General features: G+C 60.2%; 15 protein-coding genes and 4 tRNA genes. 9 read left to right on the top strand and 10 right to left on the bottom strand.

Annotated features, from left to right (window positions below; genetic code table 11):
* The first annotated feature begins 197 nt into the window (after positions 1-197).
* Positions 198-2003, top strand: coding sequence for a di-heme-cytochrome C peroxidase (locus J3P79_RS07380; RefSeq protein ID WP_434609344.1), 1806 nt, complete (start codon positions 198-200; stop codon positions 2001-2003).
* 31 nt (positions 2004-2034) lie between these two features.
* Positions 2035-3171 carry a catalase family protein gene (locus J3P79_RS07375; RefSeq protein WP_434609342.1) on the top strand — a complete coding sequence of 379 codons (1137 nt, stop codon included), beginning with the start codon at positions 2035-2037 and terminating at the stop codon, positions 3169-3171.
* Positions 3172-3262: 91 nt separating this feature from the next.
* Here J3P79_RS07375 and J3P79_RS07370 read toward each other — a convergent pair.
* The 4 genes from J3P79_RS07370 to J3P79_RS07355 form a co-directional block, all read right to left on the bottom strand.
* A tRNA-Asp gene (locus J3P79_RS07370) sits at positions 3263-3339 on the bottom strand.
* 17 nt (positions 3340-3356) lie between these two features.
* A tRNA-Val gene (locus J3P79_RS07365) sits at positions 3357-3432 on the bottom strand.
* A 175-nt stretch (positions 3433-3607) separates the two neighbouring features.
* Positions 3608-3684 (bottom strand) — tRNA-Asp (locus J3P79_RS07360).
* Between the two features lie 19 nt (positions 3685-3703).
* Positions 3704-3779: transfer RNA gene (locus J3P79_RS07355), tRNA-Val, on the bottom strand.
* A gap of 160 nt (positions 3780-3939) precedes the next feature.
* On the opposite strand from J3P79_RS07355, the gene rdgC reads away from it, so the two are divergent.
* From rdgC to sugE, 3 genes are all read left to right on the top strand, one after another.
* Positions 3940-4860, top strand: a complete 921-nt coding sequence (gene rdgC / locus J3P79_RS07350; protein WP_030142368.1) for a recombination-associated protein RdgC — start codon at positions 3940-3942, stop codon at positions 4858-4860.
* Between the two features lie 145 nt (positions 4861-5005).
* Positions 5006-5971 carry a bile acid:sodium symporter family protein gene (locus J3P79_RS07345; protein WP_434609338.1) on the top strand — a complete coding sequence of 322 codons (966 nt, stop codon included), beginning with the start codon at positions 5006-5008 and terminating at the stop codon, positions 5969-5971.
* 114 nt (positions 5972-6085) lie between these two features.
* Entirely contained in the window at positions 6086-6400 is a 315-nt protein-coding gene (gene sugE / locus J3P79_RS07340) for a quaternary ammonium compound efflux SMR transporter SugE (RefSeq protein ID WP_039594604.1), read from the top strand.
* Positions 6401-6447: 47 nt separating this feature from the next.
* Here the strand turns inward: sugE and J3P79_RS07335 are convergent, their stop codons facing one another.
* Both J3P79_RS07335 and J3P79_RS07330 read right to left on the bottom strand, forming a co-directional pair.
* Positions 6448-8322 (bottom strand): MFS transporter, encoded by a 1875-nt coding sequence (locus J3P79_RS07335; RefSeq protein ID WP_434609336.1) that lies wholly within the window; start codon positions 8320-8322, stop codon positions 6448-6450.
* An 81-nt stretch (positions 8323-8403) separates the two neighbouring features.
* Positions 8404-9543: a TDT family transporter gene (locus J3P79_RS07330; protein ID WP_434609334.1), complete on the bottom strand. Its 1140-nt coding sequence runs from the start codon at positions 9541-9543 to the stop codon at positions 8404-8406.
* Positions 9544-10007: 464 nt separating this feature from the next.
* On the opposite strand from J3P79_RS07330, the gene J3P79_RS07325 reads away from it, so the two are divergent.
* A complete protein-coding gene (locus J3P79_RS07325) occupies positions 10008-13478 on the top strand; it encodes a hybrid sensor histidine kinase/response regulator (protein WP_434609332.1) in 3471 nt (1156 codons plus the stop codon).
* Positions 13479-13498: 20 nt separating this feature from the next.
* Here the strand turns inward: J3P79_RS07325 and rmuC are convergent, their stop codons facing one another.
* A complete protein-coding gene (gene rmuC / locus J3P79_RS07320) occupies positions 13499-14881 on the bottom strand; it encodes a DNA recombination protein RmuC (RefSeq protein ID WP_434611389.1) in 1383 nt (460 codons plus the stop codon).
* A gap of 175 nt (positions 14882-15056) precedes the next feature.
* Positions 15057-15380, bottom strand: a complete 324-nt coding sequence (locus tag J3P79_RS07315) for a hypothetical protein (RefSeq protein ID WP_080942569.1) — start codon at positions 15378-15380, stop codon at positions 15057-15059.
* A 902-nt stretch (positions 15381-16282) separates the two neighbouring features.
* On the opposite strand from J3P79_RS07315, the gene J3P79_RS07310 reads away from it, so the two are divergent.
* The 3 genes from J3P79_RS07310 (at position 16283) to J3P79_RS07300 (ending at position 18698) form a co-directional block, all read left to right on the top strand.
* The gene (locus J3P79_RS07310) at positions 16283-16507 is read left to right on the top strand and encodes a hypothetical protein (protein WP_249875763.1); all 225 of its coding nucleotides are present in this window, start codon (positions 16283-16285) and stop codon (positions 16505-16507) included.
* Positions 16508-16781: 274 nt separating this feature from the next.
* Positions 16782-17264, top strand: coding sequence for a hypothetical protein (locus J3P79_RS07305; protein ID WP_434609330.1), 483 nt, complete (start codon positions 16782-16784; stop codon positions 17262-17264).
* 144 nt (positions 17265-17408) lie between these two features.
* Positions 17409-18698 (top strand): OmpP1/FadL family transporter, encoded by a 1290-nt coding sequence (locus J3P79_RS07300; protein WP_434609328.1) that lies wholly within the window; start codon positions 17409-17411, stop codon positions 18696-18698.
* 103 nt (positions 18699-18801) lie between these two features.
* Here J3P79_RS07300 and J3P79_RS07295 read toward each other — a convergent pair whose 3' ends face one another.
* Together J3P79_RS07295 and J3P79_RS07290 are read right to left on the bottom strand one after the other, a co-directional pair.
* Positions 18802-19350: a glutathione peroxidase gene (locus J3P79_RS07295; RefSeq protein ID WP_434609326.1), complete on the bottom strand. Its 549-nt coding sequence runs from the start codon at positions 19348-19350 to the stop codon at positions 18802-18804.
* Positions 19351-19532: 182 nt separating this feature from the next.
* Complete coding sequence (locus tag J3P79_RS07290) at positions 19533-20741, bottom strand: MFS transporter (RefSeq protein WP_039591929.1); 1209 nt, start codon at positions 20739-20741, stop codon at positions 19533-19535.
* Between the last annotated feature and the right edge of the window lie 43 nt (positions 20742-20784).

Below are 20784 nucleotides of genomic sequence, written 5' to 3'. Positions count from 1 at the left end.
TGGCTACCGGCATGTGAGCCACAAAGCGATGATAAGTTCAGGGCGCCAAACGCTTTTTAATCCTGGGCTGATGAAGCATCTGTCATCTATTACGTACAGAGACAAATTGCCGCCTCCCCTTCCCCAACGGTAATGGCCACTTGCCGGCCAAGCGGCACTGAGGCATAAGGGCATATCAAAAAAACAAGGACGTTACCGTGCGCCTCCTCTCTCGCGTTCTCTTGCTGGCCCTCGCGCTCCTCATCGTAATCGTGGCCGTGGTGCTTTATTACGTCGCAAACCCGCGCCTACCGGCGTATACACCGGTTGAAAAGGTCCACTACCTGGACCAATGGAGCGCCGCTGAGCGCCAGACCTACTATTTCACGCCCCAGGGCACCCAGGTCAAAGGCCTGCGCTACGAATGGTTCACCGCCCTTGAACTGCCGTTCTCGCAACAGCGCTTCGCTTCACCGGAGTACCTGGCACGCTTCGGTTTCCTGGTCGATCCAGCGCAAAAGCCCACGCCGGATAATCCCGGCAATCTGCCGGTAGGCTTCACCCGGCATCAGAACGCCGACAGCAACGCGCAATACCTGGATATCACCTGCGCGGCCTGCCACACCGGCGAATTGCACTTCAAGGGCCAAGCGATACGGATCGACGGTGGCTCAGCCCAGCATGTATTGCCGTCAACGGTTCCGACACTCCGCGGAGGCAGTTTCGGACAAGCATTGGTCGCAAGTCTCGCCTCGACTTACTACAACCCATGGAAATTCGAACGCTTCGCCCGCCAAGTGCTGGGCAAGGATTACGACGCCCGCCATGAAGAATTGCGCAAGGCGTTCAAGGTTTCCCTGGACACGTTCCTGCGCACGGCCTGGAACGACACCCATCGCGGCCTCTACCCAACCGAGGAAGGCCCGGGTCGTACCGACGCCTTTGGCCGTATCGCCAATGCGAGCTTTGGCGACGCGATTTCGGCTGAAAACTACCGGATCGCCAACGCTCCCGTGGATTACCCGCAATTATGGGAAATGTGGACATTCGACTGGGTGCAGTGGAACGGCTCGGCCCAGCAGCCGATGGCCCGCAACGTCGGCGAAGCCTTGGGCGTCGGCGCGACGTTGAGCTTCTTCGACGCCCAAGGCAAGCCGCTACAGGGCGACGCGCGCTACCCTTCCAGCGTGCGCGTGCGCGACCTGAACAAGATCGAAGAGACCCTGCAACTGCTCAGGCCGCCGGCATGGCCGGAAACGCTGCTCGGTTCGATCGACAAGCCGTTGGCCGCAAAAGGCCGGGCGCTGTTTACCGAGAACTGTGCCGGCTGCCATGTGCCCAAGGTTGTCCAGGGGCCCGACAGGCCGGTCCAGCAATTGCACATGTTGCCGGTGAACGTGATCGGCACCGACCCCGGCACTGCGAACAATATCGCCGATCACCGTTTCAACCTGACCAGCCTGCAGTGGGATCCGGCAGAACTGGCGAAGCTGGGAGTCCAACTGCACCCGACTCCGACAGAACCACTTGACCTTAGCCAGGTCTCGGTCGCCAAGGGCCTGGCCTACGTCACGGCTTTCGTCGAGAACCGCGCCTATCGCGACGCCGGCGTCACGCCAGCCGAGCGCCCGGCCCTGGACGGTTTCGGACTGCCGATCGGCGTTCGGGAGCTGCGCGCTTACAAAGCGCGGCCACTGGCGGGCGTCTGGGCCACGCCGCCGTTCCTGCACAACGGCTCGGTGCCGACCCTCTATCAATTGTTGTCGCCCCAGGCTGAGCGAGCGACCACTTTCTATAAAGGCAGCTTCGAATACGATCCGCGACACCTGGGCTATCGTACCGAAGCCTTCGCCAACGGTTTTCTCTTCGATACGCGGATCACCGGCAATCACAACAGTGGCCATGAGTTCCGCGCGGGCGAGCGAGGCAATGGCGTCATCGGTCGCTTGCTGCAGCCGCAGGAGCGCTGGGCCTTGCTGGAATACCTGAAGGTGCTGGGCGGGCCACTGGAGTCGCAACTGTAATGATGAACCCCACAGGTAGAAGGATGTTTGCATGCTGATCACGCTTTGGCTGCGCCTCGGCGCCTTTTTGGGCAAGACGCTCCTATGGCTGCTGGGCATCGGGCTGCTCGGCTGGGCCCTGGCTACTGCTTGGTTTGCCTGGCAACACAGCGGGCCGGTCCCGGACAAGGAACAAATACCCCCCGGCGAAAGCGCCATGACCCAGGACATCATCCAGACCGCCATCCGCATCGTCGACCAACACCGCGAGGGCACGCGCTACCTGCGCGATGCCCATGCCAAGGCCCATGGTTGCGTCATGGCCGAAGTCCAGGTGCCCAACGACTTGCCTGCGCCGTTGCGCCAGGGGGTATTCGCCGAACCTGGCAAGACCTGGCAGGCGACGATCCGCCTGTCCAATGGCAACGCGTATCCGCAATTCGACAGCCTGCGCGATGCCCGGGGCATGGCAATCAAGTTGATGGACGTGCCCGGCAAGCAACTGCTGGCTGATCGGCAATCCAAAGGCGAGCAGGACTTCGTGATGTTCAACCATCCGAACTTCTTCGTCAGTGACGTCGCCGAGTACCGTCAGAATGTGGCCGCCCAGGCTGATGGAAAAAAGGCGATGGCGTTCTTTCCAAGCCTGGATCCGCGCACTTGGCAAATCCGCCACTTGTTCATCGCCCTGGCGACACTCTCGCCGCCTCCGGCCAGCCCGACCCAGACCACCTATTTCTCGGTCGCGCCGTATAAATTCGGCGAAGCCAACGCCAAGTTCCGCGTCGCGCCGGACCCTGACAGTTGCCCAAGCTATAACTTGCCACCGCAGAATCAGGACTTGCCGAATTTCTTGCGTAGCGCGCTGAATCAACAATTATCCACCGATCGTGTACCGGCCTGTTTCGTCCTGCAGATCCAGCGCCAGGACCCAAGCAAATACATGCCAATCGAAGACACCAGCATCGAATGGCAGGAAAGTGATGCGCCGTTCGAAACGGTGGCGCGGATCAAAGTGCCGGCCCAGGATTTCGATACGCCCAAGCTGAACCTGGCGTGTGATAACCAGTCGTTCAACCCGTGGTTCGGTGTTGAGGCCCATCGGCCGATTGGCGGTATCAACCGTTTGCGCAAGGCGGTGTATGAGGCGGTCAGCGACTATCGTCACAGCCGCAATGCCGAGCAGTAGCAAGTCGGCAAATGACAGGCAACAAAAAGCCCGCTCAAATGAGCGGGCTTTTTGTTGGCAACCTGGCGTTCAGTATTCCAAGTGCCGAATATGGCGCAGCGGACGGGACTCGAACCCGCGACCCCCGGCGTGACAGGCCGGTATTCTAACCGACTGAACTACCGCTGCGCGTAACATTGAAAGTTTGGTGGGTGATGACGGGATCGAACCGCCGACATTCTGCTTGTAAGGCAGACGCTCTCCCAGCTGAGCTAATCACCCTTCACTTTCGATGCGGGGCGCATTCTCTCACAGTTTTTTGTAACGTGCTGATTTAATTAACAAATTCAGCAAAAAACTTGAGCAACGCGCACCGCGGGAACTGCAAACAGCAAAAAGCCCGCGTGAGCGGGCTTTCCGTGGTGACCTGGCGTTCAGTGTTCCAGGTAACCGAATATGGCGCAGCGGACGGGACTCGAACCCGCGACCCCCGGCGTGACAGGCCGGTATTCTAACCGACTGAACTACCGCTGCGCGTAACACTGGAAGCGAATGGTGGGTGATGACGGGATCGAACCGCCGACATTCTGCTTGTAAGGCAGACGCTCTCCCGGCTGAGCTAATCACCCTTCACTTTCGGTGTGGCGCGCATTCTACGGAGCAGTCCCCAAGCTGGCAAGCACTTTTTAAATTAATTTTTTCAGGCCTTCCAAAGGCTTAGCGAAGGGTTGGCCTATCGCGCCGCGAAGAGAATAATGCCCCCCTTTGTATAAAGGAGAGACTCACCCCATGTGGTTCAAGAACCTGCTTATCTATCGCCTGACCCAAGATCTGCCTGTTGATGCCGAGGCGTTGGAAACTGCACTGGCGAGCAAACTGGCGCGCCCCTGTGCAAGCCAGGAGTTGACCACTTACGGTTTCGTCGCGCCATTTGGCAAAGGCGAAGACGCGCCCCTGGTGCACGTCAGCCAGGATTTCCTGTTGATTGCGGCACGCAAGGAGGAGCGCATCCTTCCGGGCAGCGTCGTGCGTGACGCGGTCAAGGAAAAGGTCGAAGAGATCGAAGCCGAGCAAATGCGCAAGGTCTACAAAAAGGAACGGGACCAGATCAAGGATGAAATCATCCAGGCCTTCCTGCCTCGAGCGTTTATCCGTCGCTCGTCCACCTTCGCCGCCATCGCGCCGAAACAGGGCCTGATCCTGGTCAATTCCGCCAGCCCGAAACGCGCTGAAGACCTGCTCTCCACCCTTCGCGAAGTCATCGGCACGCTGCCGGTGCGCCCACTGACGGTCAAGACGGCCCCGACCGCAATCATGACCGACTGGGTCAAGACCCAGAAAGCCGCGGACGATTTCTACGTGCTGGACGAATGTGAACTGCGCGATACCCATGAAGACGGTGGCATCGTCCGCTGCAAGCGCCAGGACCTGACCAGTGACGAAATCCAACTGCACCTGAACACCGGCAAGGTGGTGACACAGCTGTCGTTGGCCTGGCAGGACAAGTTGTCCTTCGTGCTCGACGACAAAATGGTGGTCAAGCGCCTGAAGTTCGAAGACCTGCTGCAGGACCAGGCGGAGCAGGATGGCGGCGACGAAGCCCTCGGCCAGTTGGACGCCAGCTTCACCTTGATGATGCTGACGTTCGGCGAATTCCTGCCGGCGCTGGTGGAAGCGTTGGGTGGTGAAGAAATTCCGCAGGGGATTTAATACCCTGCAGTTACTACCCTGTGGGAGCGAGCTTGCTCGCGATGGCGGAACTCCAGTCGACATCCCAGTGATTGTCACTGCGCTATCGCGAGCAAGCTCGCTCCCACATTAGTATTCGGTGTTTTCAAATAATAAGGATCAGGTCATGCGTGCACTGGCTGCATTGAGTCGCTTTGTCGGCAATACGTTCGCTTACTGGGTGCTGTTTTTTGCCGTGCTGGCATTCATGCAACCGCAGTGGTTCGTCGGCTTGAAGGTCGCCATTGTCCCCTTGCTGGGACTGGTGATGTTCGGCATGGGCCTGGCGCTCAAGCTGGAAGATTTTGCCGAAGTGGCTCGTCGTCCAGGACGCGTGGCCCTAGGTGTGATTGCGCAGTTCGTGATCATGCCGGGTACGGCGTGGCTGCTTTGCCAAATGTTCAGCCTGCCACCCGAGATTGCCGTCGGGGTGATTCTGGTGGGCTGCTGCCCGAGCGGCACCTCCTCCAACGTGATGACTTGGCTGGCACGCGGTGACCTGGCCCTGGCCGTGGCAATTTCCGCCATCACCACGTTGCTCGCCCCTCTGCTGACCCCGGCGCTGATCTGGCTATTGGCTTCGGCCTGGCTGCCGGTGTCGTTCTCCGCCTTGTTCTGGTCGATCCTGCAAATCGTGTTGCTGCCCATTGCCTTGGGCATCGTTGCCCAGCGCCTGTTGGGCGCGCGGGTTCGTCACGCCGTAGAAGTGCTGCCTCTGGTGTCGGTGGTGAGCATCGTGATCATCGTCGCCGCCGTGGTAGCGGCCAGTCAGGCGAAGATTGCCGAATCCGGCTTGCTGATCATGGCCATCGTGGTCCTGCACAATAGCTTCGGTTATCTACTGGGCTATTTCACCGGCCGACTGTTTGGCCTGCCGCTGCCCCAGCGCAAGACTTTGTCGCTGGAAGTGGGCATGCAGAACTCCGGCCTCGGCGCGGCATTGGCAAGTGCGCATTTTTCGCCCCTGGCGGCGGTACCCAGCGCGTTGTTCAGCGTCTGGCACAACATCTCCGGCGCCCTGCTCTCGACCTGGTTCCGCCGCATGAGCGAAAAGCAGGATCGCGAGGAGCTCGCTCGACAGACTGCGGACTGATAGGCGGACTTGACCGAATAGTCAGCATTGGGCATTCTGGCGCCCGATGCGGGGACGACCCTGCAATCCTGCTTTTTTGTCCGGGGACGACCCCATCCATCGATGAGGTGTGTGATGTCCTGGATCATTCTGTTTTTTGCCGGCCTGTTCGAAGTCGGCTGGGCCGTCGGCCTGAAGTACACCGACGGTTTCAGCCGCCCGCTCCCTACCGCATTGACCATCGCGGCCATGGCGATCAGCCTTGGCCTGCTGGGCCTTGCCATGAAGGAGCTGCCACTGGGTACGGCCTATGCGATCTGGACCGGGGTCGGTGCCGTGGGCACGGTGATCGCCGGGATCATTTTGTTTGGTGAGTCGATGGCGCTGGTTCGATTGGCCAGCGTCGCACTGATCATTGCCGGGTTGATCGGGCTCAAGGTCAGCGCCTAGATCCGTTCCTGTGGGAGCGAGCTTGCTCGCTCCCACAGGATTTCGGCTTATCTGACAGCCCCACGCAACTCCCCCACCAGCGCTTGCAACTTCGCAGGCTCCGCCGCCTCGACCGCTACCGCCGCCCCCGCCACCAGGGTCACTCGCGACCAAAAACGACGAAACATTCCTTTACTCGGATCGCGACTGAAAAAACTGCCCCACAAGCCCTGCAATGCCAGCGGAATGACCGGCACGGGCGTTTCCTGGAGGATGCGCGTCAAGCCACTCTTGAACTCATTGATCTCACCGTCAGCGGTCAGTTTTCCTTCAGGGAAAATGCACACCAGCTCGCCGTCTTTCAGATATTGGGCGATACGGCTGAAGGCCTTTTCGTAGATATGGATATCTTCTTGGCGTCCGGCTATCGGAATCGTTCCGGCGGTGCGAAAGATAAAGTTCAAGACCGGCAGGTTGTAGATTTTGTAGTACATCACGAAGCGAATCGGCCGACGCACCGCGCCGCCAATCAGCAAGGCATCGACAAACGACACGTGGTTGCAGACCAGCAGTGCGGCACCCTCATCGGGAATCGCCTCCAGGTTGCGATGCTCCACGCGGTACATGGAATGGCTGAGCAGCCAGATCATGAAGCGCATGCTGAACTCGGGCACGATCTTGAAGATGTAGGCGTTGACGCCAATGTTCAGCAGCGACACCACGAGAAACAACTGGGGAATCGACAGTTCGGCCAGGCTCAGCAGGACGATGGAAACGATTGCCGAAACCACCATGAACAGTGCATTGAGGATGTTGTTGGCGGCGATCACCCGCGCCCGCTCGTTTTCGACCGTACGTGACTGGATCAGCGCGTACAGCGGCACGATATAGAAGCCGCCAAAAACACCCAGGCCGAGAATATCGATCAGCACCAGCCAGGCGTGGCCAAATCCGAGAATCTGCAGCCAGCCGTGGCCGTCGACACTGTCGGGAATTCCACCGGAGTGCCACCACAGCAGCAGGCCGAATACCGTCAGCCCGAACGAACCGAACGGCACCAGGCCGATTTCCACTTTGCGCCCCGACAGCCTTTCGCAGAGCATCGAACCCAGCGCAATCCCTACCGAGAATACGGTGAGGATCAGCGTCACCACGGTTTCGTCGCCGTGCATCCACTCCTTCGCGTAGGCGGGAATCTGCGTCAGGTAAATCGCCCCGACGAACCAGAACCAGGAGTTGCCGACAATCGAACGGGACACCGCCGGGGTCTGCCCGAGGCCCAACTTCAAGGTCGCCCAGGACTGGCTGAAAATGTTCCAGTTCAAGCGCATCTGTGGCGAGGCGGCTGCTGCCCGGGGGATGCTGCGACTGGCCAGGTAGCCGGCAACGGCAATGCCGACAATCGCCGCTGACACCACCGGCGCGTAGTGTGCCGACGACATCATGATCCCTGCGCCGATGGTGCCGGCGAGAATCGCGAGGAACGTACCCATCTCTACCAGGCCGTTGCCGCCGACCAGTTCATCTTCGCGTAAAGCCTGCGGCAGGATCGAATACTTCACCGGTCCGAACAGCGCCGAATGGGTGCCCATCGCAAACAACGCCACCAGCATCAGCCATAGATGATCGAACAGGAACCCCACCGCACCGACCGCCATGATGGCGATTTCTCCGAGCTTGATCAGGCGAATCAACGCATCTTTGGCGAACTTTTCCCCAAACTGCCCCGCCAGCGCGGAGAACAGGAAGAACGGCAGGATGAACAACAGGGCGCAGAGGTTGACCCAGATCGAGCGGTCGCCCTCGATGGTCAGTTTGTAGAGGATGGCAAGGATCAACGATTGCTTGAAGACGTTATCGTTGAACGCGCCGAGGGATTGCGTAATGAAGAACGGCAGGAAGCGCCGCGTGCGAAGCAAGGTGAACTGTGAAGGGTGACTCATCTTCCATGTTCCTGAGTGGCGTGGACGCTTATTGAAATGACGCTTTTTCGATCCAGGCCACACATTACCTGTCTTTGACGATTATTTCGCCACCAGGCATGGCGACACAAACAACTCACCGTGCCAGGCGCCGACCAGCGTGCGCCAACCAACGATCAGCCACATCACCATCAGCAGCGCCACCAGCGCACAGCCGAATACGTTGAAAAAAACCAGGCCCAGCAGGCCTGCCAGCTTCAACGTCGTCAGCGCATACACGCCCAGGGGAAAGGTGAAGCCCCACCAACCAAGGTTGAACGGGATGCCTTCGCGCAAATAGCGCGCGGTAATCAGCAGCGCCATCAACATCCACCAAAACCCAAAGCCCCACAGCGTGACGCCAGCCACCAAGCCCAGGCCTGAAGCAACCTCGCCCACACCCGGCAGGCCATTGGCGGCAAAAATCATTGGCGCATCGCCGCCCAGCAGCAACATGCCCAAGGCGCCGGTACCGATCGGGCCGAGGGCCAGCCAGCTCGAAGCTGCCATGTTTTCGTGGGGCAGTTTATGCAAGGCCATGCGCAACAGCAGGATCGTCAGAATGCTGAACGCCACGGGCAGGGAAAATGCCCAGAGGATATAGCTGGTGACCAACATGATCAGTTGGCAATGCGCGTCGGCCAGGTGCGGCGCCAACAGTCCGCCGCTCGCCGCCGCGACCTCAGCGGCCACCACCGGCAACAACCACACGGCAGTCATCTGGTCGATGCGGTGTTCCTGGCGAGTAAACATCAGGAACGGAATCAGCACGCCACAGGCCACCGACATGGCGACGTCGATCCACCATAACGCTTCCACCAGCGACAACACGCCCTCGCCCCAGCGCGGCACGCCGAACAGCAAGAAACCATTGATGATGGTTGCAAGCCCCATCGGAATAGTGCCGAAGAACATCGACACGGTTGAATGTCCGAAAATCCGCCGCGCCTCGTCGAAAAAGAGCAGCCAGCGAGCGGTGTAAAGCCCGGTGAACAGGACGAACAGGAAAATGTTGAACAGCCACAATCCTTCGGCGAAGGCGTACACGCCAGGGTTGACGCCGGGCAGTTGCGCCAAGGCCAGCGCCAGCACACCGGTGCCCATGGTCGCGGCAAACCAGTTCGGGGTGAACTGGCGAACGACTTCCAACGGCCCCGGCAAATGGCTCAGCGGTCGAAAACGGTTTTCAGCACAGCAAGTCATGGTCACTCCTCTCCTCGGATGAGGTGAACCATGCTAGAACTCGAATGAATATCTATATAACGGGTAATTTCTCTATATATATTCTGTTTTATAGATAAGCAACCAGAATCGAACCGCTTTCGCCGGCAGTTTCGCTGGCCGGCGCAGCAAGCCCACCAGCGCGCCAAGCCGGCCAATACCTGCGCGGCGATCTGCGCGCCTGGGCCGAGCAATACCTCGCCGAAATGTATCGGTTGGCTGATATGGCGTTGGGTCAGTAGCGCCTCTTCGCGAGCGGGCTCGCTCCCACACGGGTCTTCAGTAGCCACAGACCTGCTCGCGAAGAGGCCCTTTCAAACACCCCATAGCCCAGCGCCCGCGACACCCCGCCACGCCTCGACCTTGGTCGACACTGACGAACCCGAGCGGGCATGCGAGACTGTCTTGCCGGGCCCGAGCCCGGGTGCATTTGTCTGGGAGTTTCCATGTCGCTGTCCAGCGGGCTGATCGCCGTTGTCGCCCTGGCCTATATGGCCATCATGTTTGCCATCGCCTTCTACGGCGACCGCCGCAGCACGCCGCTGCCGCCACGCGTGCGGGCGTGGGTCTATAGCCTGTCGCTGGCGGTCTATTGCACCAGCTGGACGTTCTTTGGCGCCGTGGGACAGGCCGCCGAACAGCTCTGGTCATTCCTGCCGATCTACCTCGGGCCGATCCTGCTGCTGGTGCTGGCGCCGTGGGTCTTGCAGAAGATGGTGATGATCAGCAAGCAGGAAAACATCACCTCCATCGCCGACTTCATCGCCGCCCGTTATGGCAAATCCCAATCCCTGGCGGTGGTGGTCGCGCTGATCTGCCTGGTCGGCGTCCTGCCCTACATTGCGCTGCAGCTCAAGGGCATCGTGCTCGGGGTAAACCTGTTGATCGGCGCCGGTGCCGACGCCATGGGCACCCGTGCCCAGGACACCGCGCTGATCGTCTCGCTGATCCTGGCGTTGTTCACCATCGTCTTCGGCACGCGCAACCTCGACGCCACTGAGCACCACCGCGGCATGGTACTGGCGATCGCCTTCGAATCCCTCGTCAAGCTGTTCGCCTTCCTGGCGGTCGGTGCGTTCGTCACGTTTGGCCTCTATGACGGCTTCGACGATCTGTTCAACCAAGCGATGCTCGCGCCACGATTGGAACAGTACTGGAAGGAAACCATCAACTGGCCGTCCATGGTGGTGCAAACCGGTGTGGCGATGATGGCGATCATTTGCCTGCCACGGCAGTTCCACGTCACCGTGGTCGAGAACATCGAGCCCCAGGACCTGCGCCTGGCCAAGTGGGTCTTTCCCGCCTACCTGGCCTTGGCCGCCCTGTTCGTCGTGCCGATCGCCCTCGCCGGGCAAATGATGCTGCCCAGTTCGGTATTGCCGGACTCGTTCGTCATCAGCCTGCCGCTCGCCCAGGCCCATCCGGCGCTGGCTGTACTGGCCTTCATCGGCGGAGCCTCGGCCGCTACCGGCATGGTCATTGTGGCGAGCGTCGCGCTGTCGACCATGGTGTCCAACGACATGCTGTTGCCGTGGCTGTTGCGCCGCAACAACGCCGAGCGCCCCTTCGAGGTGTTCCGCCAGTGGATGCTGTCGGTACGCCGGGTGAGCATCGTCGCGATTCTTCTGCTGGCTTACGTCAGCTATCGGCTACTGGGTTCGACCGCGAGCCTGGCCACCATCGGCCAGATCGCCTTTGCCGCCGTGACGCAACTGGCGCCCGCCATGCTCGGCGCGCTGTACTGGAAACAGGCGAATCGACGCGGTGTGTTTGCCGGCCTCGCCATGGGCATATTCCTGTGGTTCTACACCTTGGTGCTACCCATCGCCGCCCATAGCCTGGGCTGGTCGCTGAGCAGTTTTCCCGGCCTGGCCTGGTTGCATGGCAACCCGCTGGACTTGCCGATCACCCCACTGACCCAGGGCGTCGTCCTGTCCCTGGCCGGCAATTTCATATTGTTCGCCTGGGTCTCGGTGCTGTCGCGCACCCGCGTGTCGGAGCACTGGCAAGCTGGACGCTTCATCGGCCAGGAAATCAGCGCCCGGCCCAACCCGCGCTCAATGCTTGCGGTCCAGATCGACGACTTACTTCAGCTCGCGGCCCGCTTCGTCGGTGAGGAACGGGCGCGCCAAAGCTTCATCCGCTTTGCCTATCGCCAAGGCAAGGGTTTCAACCCGAGCCAGAATGCCGACAGTGAATGGATCGCCCACACCGAACGCCTGCTGGCGGGTGTGCTGGGTGCCTCGTCGACGCGGGCGGTGGTGAAAGCCGCCATTGAAGGCCGGGAGATGCAACTGGAAGACGTCGTGCGGATCGCCGACGAAGCCTCCGAGGTTTTGCAATTCAACCGCGCGCTGTTGCAAGGCGCCATCGAAAACATCACCCAGGGCATCAGCGTGGTTGACCAGTCACTCAGGCTGGTAGCGTGGAATCGTCGGTACCTGGAACTGTTCAATTATCCCGACGGCTTGATCAGCGTCGGCAGGCCGATCGCCGACATCATCCGCTACAACGCCGAGCGTGGTCTCTGCGGGCCGGGCGAGGCCGAAGTCCATGTCGCCCGGCGCCTGCACTGGATGCGCCAGGGCCGCGCGCACACCTCGGAACGCTTGTTCCCCAACGGCCGGGTGATCGAGCTGATCGGCAACCCGATGCCCGGCGGCGGTTTTGTCATGAGTTTCACCGACATCACTGCCTACCGTGAAGCCGAACAAGCCCTGACCGAAGCCAACGAAGGACTGGAACAACGGGTGGCCGAACGCACCCGCGAACTGTCGCAACTGAACCTGGCGCTGACCGAAGCCAAGAGCACTGCCGAATCCGCGTATCAATCGAAGACCCGCTTCCTGGCCGCCGTCAGTCATGACCTGATGCAACCCCTCAATGCTGCGCGCCTGTTCTCCGCCGCGCTGTCCCACCAGCACGACGGTTTGCCAAGCGAAGCCCAGCAGTTGGTGCAGCATCTGGACAGTTCATTGCGCTCGGCCGAAGACTTGATCACTGACCTGCTGGACATTTCCCGCCTGGAAAACGGCAAGATCAACCCCGACCGCAAGCCATTTGTCCTCAATGATCTGTTCGATACCCTCGGCGCCGAATTTACCGTGCTGGCTCGGGAGCAAGGCTTGAAATTCCGGGTTCGTGGTTCGCGGTTGCGGGTCGACAGCGACATCAAGTTGCTGCGCCGGGTGTTGCAGAACTTCCTCACCAACGCCTTCCGCTACGCCAAGGGCCCGGTGCTGCTAGGTGTGCGCCGCCGCAACGGCGAGCTGTGCCTGGAGGTATGGGACCGCGGACCGGGCATCGCCGAAGACAAACAACAGGTGATCTTCGAAGAATTCAAGCGCCTCGACAGCCATCAGACCCGCGCCGAAAAAGGCCTGGGCCTGGGCCTGGCAATCGCCGATGGGTTGTGCCGCGTGCTGGGCCATCCGTTGCGTGTGCGTTCCTGGCCTGGGCGTGGCAGCGTGTTCAGCGTCAACGTGCCATTGGCCAGCAGCGAAGCCGTCAAACCCAATGTCGTGATCGAGGCCAACGGCCACCTGCCCAGCGGCGCACAGGTGCTATGTGTCGACAATGAAGACAGCATCCTGATTGGCATGGACAGCTTGCTGACACGCTGGGGTTGCCGCGTATGGACGGCACGCAACCGTGAAGAATGCGAGCGCTGGCTCGCCCAGGGCGGCCGACCGCAACTGGCGCTGGTGGATTTTCATCTGGACGATGGCGAAACCGGGACTGAATTGATGGCCTGGTTGCGCACCCGCATGGGCGAACCGGTGCCCGGGGTGGTGATCAGCGCCGACGGTCGGCCCGAGACCGTGGCCCAAGTGCACGCGGCGGGCCTGGATTACCTGGCCAAACCGGTGAAACCGGCGGCGTTGCGGGCGTTGTTGAGTCGGCACTTGCCGTTGTGATTCGGTGTAAGTCTTGAAAGCTACTGACCCTGGCTTTCTTCGCCGGCTTCTTCAGGCAACCCATCCACATCCGCCATCGCTCGCTCAAGCAATTCCGTCGGCAGGCTCTTGCTTGCCCGGGCGCCGAGCAGCTTCAGTTGTTCGCTACGGCTGACGAGGTTGCCGCGGCCTTCCGTCAGTTTGTTGCGCGCAGCGGCGTAGGCTTTGTCCAACTGCTGCAAGCGACTGCCAATTTCGTCCAGGTCCTGGATGAACAGTACAAATTTGTCATACAGCCACCCCGCCCTCTCGGCAATTTCCCGGGCGTTCTGGCTTTGGCGTTCCTGTTTCCACAAGCTGTCGATTACCCGCAGCGTTGCCAGGAGCGTCGTCGGGCTGACAATCACGATGTTGCGGTCGAAAGCCTCTTGGAACAGATTCGGCTCGGCTTGCAGGGCAGCGGAAAATGCCGCTTCGATCGGCACGAACAGCAAGACGAAATCCAGGCTGTGCAAACCGTCCAGGCGCTTGTAGTCCTTGCCGGCCAAGCCTTTGACGTGGGCGCGCAATGACACGACGTGCTGCTTCAGGGCGAGCTGGCCGATGGCATTGTCTTCGGCCGCCACGTACTGCTGGTAGGCGGTGAGGCTGACCTTCGAATCCACCACCACCTGCTTGTCGCCCGGCAGGTAAATCAACACGTCTGGCTGGAAGCGTTCGCCATCGGGGCCCTTGAGGCTGACCTGGGTCTGGTATTCCCGGCCCTTCTCCAGGCCGGCGTGTTCCAGGACCCGCTCAAGAATCAATTCGCCCCAGTTGCCTTGGGTCTTCTGGCCCTTGAGCGCGCGCGTAAGGTTAGTGGCTTCGTCGCTCAAGCGCAGGTTCAACTGCTGCAGGCGCTCCAGCTCCTTGCCCAGGGAAAATCGCTCCCGCGCCTCGGCCTGATAGCTTTCTTCGACGCGTTTCTCAAAGGATTGGATGCGCTCCTTCAGCGGATCGAGCAATTGCCCCAGGCGTTGCTGGCTGGTTTCGGCGAACCGCTGTTCACGCTCGTCGAAGATCTTTCCCGCCAGCTCGGCGAACTGGGCCCGCAATGCATCGCGCGAGCCTTGCAGGTCGTCCAGGCGTTGCTGGTGGTTTTCCTGTTGCTCGCGCAACTCAGCGTGCAACGAAGCCGCCTGGGCATCGAGGCGTCGCAGCTCCGCTTCTTTATTAGCACGCTCCAGGCTCCAGGCGTGAGCGGCGTCCCTGGCATTGTCGCGCTCGATCTGCAGCAGCTCGACCTCGCGACGCGCGGCCGCGAGCTCGGCTTGCTTGGCGGCGTTGGCCTGGCTCAGGTCGCTGATTTCGTCGCGGCAGGCATCAAGCTGGGCATTCAATCCATCATGGGCCATGTGGGCGGTGGCCAGGCGCTCTTCAAGCAGCGCCAGTTCGGTCTGCGCGGCACTTGCCTGGCGTTGCAGGTGCCAGGCCAGCGCCAACAACGGCACCGCAGCGGCCGCCAGGCCAAGCAACAGGCTGGTCAAATCCATCGCCATGACGATTCCCACGCAAGAGATAAAGCCCGAAGGTTAACCAAGCAACCCGGCGATGCCCAGCTCAGTCTTCGATTTCGCCCAATGCCTGGCGGGCACGGTGATCACCAGCGCGCGCGGCCTGGCGCAGCAAGTCCTGGCCGATACGGCGGTCTCGTGCATTGCCGCATTCGCGGCACATCAATTGGCCGAGGCGACTTTGCGCAGCCACCACGCCTTCACGGGCCGGTTGCTTGAGCAAGCGGCCGGCCAGGTGCTTGACGCTCGGACGTTCTCCCAGGCTCGGGCTATCCAGCAGCCACTCGGCTACACGCATTGAAATGCGCTTGGGCGGGGTAACACCGGAGGGTACGGAGGTAACAGGATTTGATACTGAGCGAAACTTCATAGCGCACTACGGGACAGATCGGAAGGCGCGCCACTCTACTCCTTTTTTCGTACGGGTAAAGTCGAAAAAAACCGGCACGCCCGTCCTAGAGCAAGCGCTTGGGACAATCCACAGAAGCTGTGGATAACTCAGTGGACAACCTACCTTGAACCCGCCGCAAGCCCTATGGAACGGGGCCTGCGCTCAAACTGTCGATTTTTTCACCAGTAAAAAAAAGCGATGTTTTTCATTGACTTAAATTTTGGATACAGGCACCCACCCTCGATTGCCCCAACATGACAATACGGTGACAGCTGCCGCCAGGAGTGTGTACAAGTAACAGCTGAAGTGGTTATATCGCTGCGTTTTTTGATGCATCCGGCGCTCAGGACCTGTGGACAACCTTGGTAACGCAGCCATCCACACGGTGACCGCGTCGCGCCACAGCAGCGGGTCGGGTTCTTTCTGACCAATGGTCTTCCCTTTCCCGATCCAACCCGATAGTATCCGCGGCGTTAGTACCAAGCTGAAAGTCAATTCAGGGTCGGAAACATCTCTACGGTCAGCCATCCCCACGGGAAGCCTCACCGAAAAAAGAGACCGTCCCCCTCGATGGTTTCCAGGTAATCCTTACGCTGCGCACTTCGAACGAATCCGAAGCTGCGGCCAGGCTCATTACTCTGACCGAACCAACCTGCAAAATTGATCAGGATCTGCACCCCGGGCCCAGAACCTTTGCCCTCGATGTGTTGCCTGCCCTCCTAAGTACCTACCTGCCAGCCCAAGCGCGCACTTCATATAGCGCTCAAACTGGCTGCTTTGTTCCAGTCGGGTTCTTCGTTCGACCAATGGTGGTCGACGTTACTGGAACGTTTTAACGTTGCACGGTTCTTAACCGTGTCATTTGTAGGAACACCCATAACATGTCTAATCAAATCCAGACACAGGATGCCATCCGCACCCTAACCAACGCCTTTGCACCAATGAACTGCCTGATCATGGCCGCTCGCAAAGGCTGCTTCAGCTTCACACTGGTCAACGAACACGGCATCGCTCGTCACAGCGAACGCCTTTATCCCGACCAGTACTCCAGCGCAGAACCGCTGCAGGCCGTGATCGAGCGTACCCGTCAGGCACTGGTTGCCTGAGACGCCAAGACCGCTGAAGCTCCCAAGGCCCCGCCCAAAACGCGGGGCTTTTTATTGCCCCACGTTTCTCGATAAAGCGCAACGGCGTAAGCACGAACCGCTATAACGGTCATAACCGTTCGACGAACATGGTTTAAAAACAGGCCTTTACAGCGCAGATATGACACTACACTTCAACTCGAGCGGCATGATCCGCTTCGGCGAAGCCTGATCCGATTCATTGCTGCCAAGCCCACATCATCAGGCTTCGCCCACCACTCGTTTCGAGGGTTTTATGGGTATCGCTGCCAGCGAACTGTGTCGATATGTGATCCGCCCGACGCTCCTATACCTGGGGAGCCACAGCCCCACGGCGGAAGCGTTGTTACTCGGAATCGCCGCTAGCCAGTCAGGCCTGGGCGCCGCCTTGCATGATCGCCGCGGACACGGCTTGTACCGCATTACCGAACCTCGCCATCAAGCCCTTTGGGACAACTATTTGGCACTGGACCCGGAACGAGCCAGCCTGGTGCGCGGCCTGGCGAGCCAGCATGCTTTTTTAAGCGGCCCTCATTTGGAATTGACCGTCAACTTGCGCTACGCCACGGCCATCGCCTGGCTGATGGTAGAGGAACATGCCACTCCGCTTCCCGATGCGGACGATTTGCTAGGCATGGCCCGGGTCTGGCGCCAAGTCTTCCATCCCCCCGGCCGCCTGCGGGATTTCACCTACGCATGGCGAACCTGTGTTTCACCGTTGAATCAGGTCGCTTGCTGAGTGCAAAAAAAGAAACTTCCTACAAATGCTACGATTTTGGTCGGATTGTCCTACAAAACCCCTCTAAATCAAGCCATACAAGCTATAGCGCTTGGGCAAAAATGTTGGTAATTTTCGCGACGGTGATCACCTGGAGTTCTAACAATGAAAAAAATGATGCTCAAAACCACCCTTGGCCTTGCCGTGACCTTGGCATCCACACAGATTTTTGCCAGTGGTTTTGCCTTGAACGAACAAAGCATCAGTGGCATGGGTACTGGCTTCGCAGGTCGTTCTTCTTCTGCCGATGATGCAAGCACTGTGTTTGGCAACCCTGCCGGCATGTCGCGCCTCAAGCGCGAGCAAGTGACCGGTGGCTTCGCCGTCATCGACGCGTCCACCGATATCAACGATGCCAGCGGCACCCGCTCCGGCACCAACGATGGCGACATGGTCCCGTTCACCGGCGTTCCGATGGGCTACTACGTCAAGCCTATCGATGATCAATGGGCATTCGGCTTGGGCGTCTACGCCCCGTTTGGCCTGATCACCGACTACGAAAACAGCTTCCAGGGCCGCAACTTCGGTAGCAAGAGCGAAGTGAAGGTCGTGACCTTCCAGCCCACCATCAGCTATGCCTTCAACGACAAGGTGTCGATCGGCTTCGGTCCGACCATCAACCGGATTTCTGGTTCGCTGGAATCGGCGCTGACATTGCCCGCTCCATTGCCGGGCACTGACGGCAACGTGAAGATCAAGGGTGACGACATCGGCTATGGCTACAACATCGGCCTGCTGGTCCAGGCGACCGACACCACTCGCGTCGGCCTGACTTACCACTCCAAGGTGAAGTACAAGCTTGAAGGCCATACCGAGGTGACGCCGGGCGCGGGTGTTCCTGGCGCATTCCTGCGCGGCGCACGCTACGACGCTTCGCTGGATATCACCACGCCGGAATCCGTGGACTTCTCGGTCACCCAACAGATCAATGATGCCTGGACTGTCTATGCCGGCAGTACCTGGACGCGCTGGAGCCGCCTGAAAGATATCACCGTGGACAACGAGGGTGTCACACCCGCAAGCGATGGATTGTTGGCTCCAGGTGCATTCACCACCATCACCGAAGAGCAGAACTGGCACGACACCTGGGCATACGCCATCGGTACGTCCTACCAGTTGAACAAGCAGTGGGTATTGCGCACCGGCCTGACGTTCGACCAGTCGCCCGCCAACAACGCCGACCGTTCGCCACGCATTCCTACCGGCGACCGGACTATCTTCAGCCTGGGTGCCGGCTGGAGCCCAACCGACGACCTGACCATCGACGTGGCCTATTCCTACCTCAAGGAAGAAAAAGTCAACGTCAGTGGCAGCAACAACCTGGGCCAGGCCTACAACGCTGAATACGAAAACAGCGCCAACGGTTTTGGCGTCGGCGCAACCTACCGCTTCTGATGATGTAAGGCGAGGTTGGCTCTAACCAACACAGCTGCTCGCCACCTGAGGCGAAAAAAGCCCCGCTCTCTGCAAGGAGGCGGGGCTTTTTGATGGCTGATGATCAGGGTTTGGAAGCAATAGCCGTCTCGACGGCCTTGATGAAATCAGGATCGTCGGGCTTGATCCGACTGGAAAAACTGCCGACCACCTTGCCCTGGCGATCAACGACGTATTTGTAGAAATTCCACTTCGGTGCGCCAGACTGTTCGGCCAGATGCCTGAACAAGGGAATGGCGTCCGCACCCCGTACCGGCTGCGGCTCGGTCATGGTGAAGGTCACGCCATAATTGACGTAGCAGACCTTGGCCGTCTCCGCCCCGTCCTTCGATTCTTGCTTGAAATCATTGGACGGCACGCCCAGCACTTCCAGCCCTTCACCTTTGTAGCGCTGGTTAAGCGCCTCGAGCCCTTTGAACTGCGGAGCGAACCCACAAAAGCTGGCCGTGTTGACCACCACCAAAGGCTTGCCGGCGAAGCGCTGGCACAAGTCAACGGTTTCCTTGGCCCGCAACTTGGGCAGCGACCCCTCCAGTAGCGGCGGGCACCCGGCTGCCCATACGTGCCCGGTCACAGCCAGCAACAGGGTGGGAACAGCAAACCAACGCATCATGTCGGATTTTCCTTGTAGGCCTGTCAGACCACGACGTTACTCCGCGCGCCCGGTGCCGTCCACACGTCAACAATTGCCCATGCCCAGCTGCATCAAGGCCAACCCGCCCTGGTGCCAGCCCCACCAGGCAATTGCCAGCAGCGCCGCGGCGCCGAGTGCGATCAACCATGGGCCGACGCGGCTCATGCCGCACCAGCCTGGGCTTGCAGGCGCGCCACCGGACGCTCACGTACAGGCCAGTTCAATGCCGCAGCCAGCAGACTGAGCAGGATCGACACCTGCCAGATCAAGTCGTAGCTGCCGGTGCGGTCGTACACGACGCCGCCCAGCCAACCGCCGAGAAACGATCCCAACTGGTGAAACAGGAACACGATCCCACCCAGCATCGAGAGGTTTCGTACGCCGAACAACGTGGCGACCGTCCCGTTCGTCAGCGGCACCGTCGACAGCCAGAGGAAGCCCATCGCCATGCCGAACAGATATGCCGTGGTGGTTGTCACCGGCAACCACAGGAACAGCCCGATGACCACCGCCCGCGCCAGGTAAAGCCCGGTCAACAGGCGCGGCTTGGACATTCGCCCGCCCAGCCAACCCGCGGTGTAGGTGCCGAAGATATTGAACAGCCCGACCAGGGCCAGCACGGTGGTGCCGACACTGGCCGGCAGGTGCTGGTCCACCAGGTAGGCCGGCAGATGTACGCCGATGAATACCACTTGGAAACCACACACAAAAAAGCCAACGGCCAGCAGCCAGAACCCTGAATGACTGCACGCTTCGCGCAACGCTTCGGAGAGGGTTTGCTCATGCCCGGCCAGCGGCGCCGGCGCGTCCTTGAGCATGCTCACCAGCGGCACGATCAACGCCACCAACAGGCCCAGCGCCAACAGCGCCGCGGACCAGCCCAGCCAACCGATCAAGCCCAACGTGCCCGGCAGCATGGCAAACTGGCCGAAGGAGCCGGCCGCACTGGCGATGCCCATGCCCATGCTGCGTTTCTCTGGCGGCACGGCCCGTCCAACCACGCCAAGGATCACTGAGAACGAAGTACCGGACAGGCCGATACCGATCAACAGGCCGGCACTCAACGACAGCGACCAGGGCGAGTCGGCCATGCCCATGAACACCAGGCCGAGCGCATACAGAACGCCACCGATCAGTACTACTTTTGCCGCGCCGAAGCGATCCGCCAGGGCACCGGTGAAAGGCTGCGCCAAGCCCCAGATCAAATTCTGCAAGGCAATGGCAAAGGCAAACACTTCGCGGCCCCAGCCAAATTCCGCGCTCATCGGCGCCAGGAACAGCCCGAAGCCATGCCGCACGCCCAATGACAACGCCAGGATCAGCGCACTGCCCACCAGGACCCAACCACAGGTACGCCACATCGATGTCATTCTTATTCTCCGGTCGCGGGTATATACCCACTTATCATCGGAT

This window comes from Pseudomonas sp. R1-7 (assembly GCF_051132105.1).
GTDB lineage: Bacteria > Pseudomonadota > Gammaproteobacteria > Pseudomonadales > Pseudomonadaceae > Aquipseudomonas.
The sequence above is the reverse complement of the archived record's forward strand: the minus strand, read 5'-3'. Positions and strand labels throughout refer to the sequence as shown.

Coding starts and splice junctions, on each gene's coding strand:
- J3P79_RS07330 (WP_434609334.1), bottom strand. CDS start 9,543: ATGACTTGCTGTGCTGAAAACCGTTTTCGACCGCTGAGCCATTTGCCG.
- J3P79_RS07295 (WP_434609326.1), bottom strand. CDS start 19,350: ATGATGCGTTGGTTTGCTGTTCCCACCCTGTTGCTGGCTGTGACCGGG.
- J3P79_RS07375 (WP_434609342.1), top strand. CDS start 2,035: ATGCTGATCACGCTTTGGCTGCGCCTCGGCGCCTTTTTGGGCAAGACG.
- J3P79_RS07335 (WP_434609336.1), bottom strand. CDS start 8,322: ATGAGTCACCCTTCACAGTTCACCTTGCTTCGCACGCGGCGCTTCCTG.
- J3P79_RS07310 (WP_249875763.1), top strand. CDS start 16,283: ATGTCTAATCAAATCCAGACACAGGATGCCATCCGCACCCTAACCAAC.
- sugE (WP_039594604.1), top strand. CDS start 6,086: ATGTCCTGGATCATTCTGTTTTTTGCCGGCCTGTTCGAAGTCGGCTGG.
- J3P79_RS07290 (WP_039591929.1), bottom strand. CDS start 20,741: ATGACATCGATGTGGCGTACCTGTGGTTGGGTCCTGGTGGGCAGTGCG.
- J3P79_RS07305 (WP_434609330.1), top strand. CDS start 16,782: ATGGGTATCGCTGCCAGCGAACTGTGTCGATATGTGATCCGCCCGACG.
- J3P79_RS07300 (WP_434609328.1), top strand. CDS start 17,409: ATGAAAAAAATGATGCTCAAAACCACCCTTGGCCTTGCCGTGACCTTG.
- rdgC (WP_030142368.1), top strand. CDS start 3,940: ATGTGGTTCAAGAACCTGCTTATCTATCGCCTGACCCAAGATCTGCCT.
- J3P79_RS07315 (WP_080942569.1), bottom strand. CDS start 15,380: ATGAAGTTTCGCTCAGTATCAAATCCTGTTACCTCCGTACCCTCCGGT.
- J3P79_RS07325 (WP_434609332.1), top strand. CDS start 10,008: ATGTCGCTGTCCAGCGGGCTGATCGCCGTTGTCGCCCTGGCCTATATG.
- J3P79_RS07345 (WP_434609338.1), top strand. CDS start 5,006: ATGCGTGCACTGGCTGCATTGAGTCGCTTTGTCGGCAATACGTTCGCT.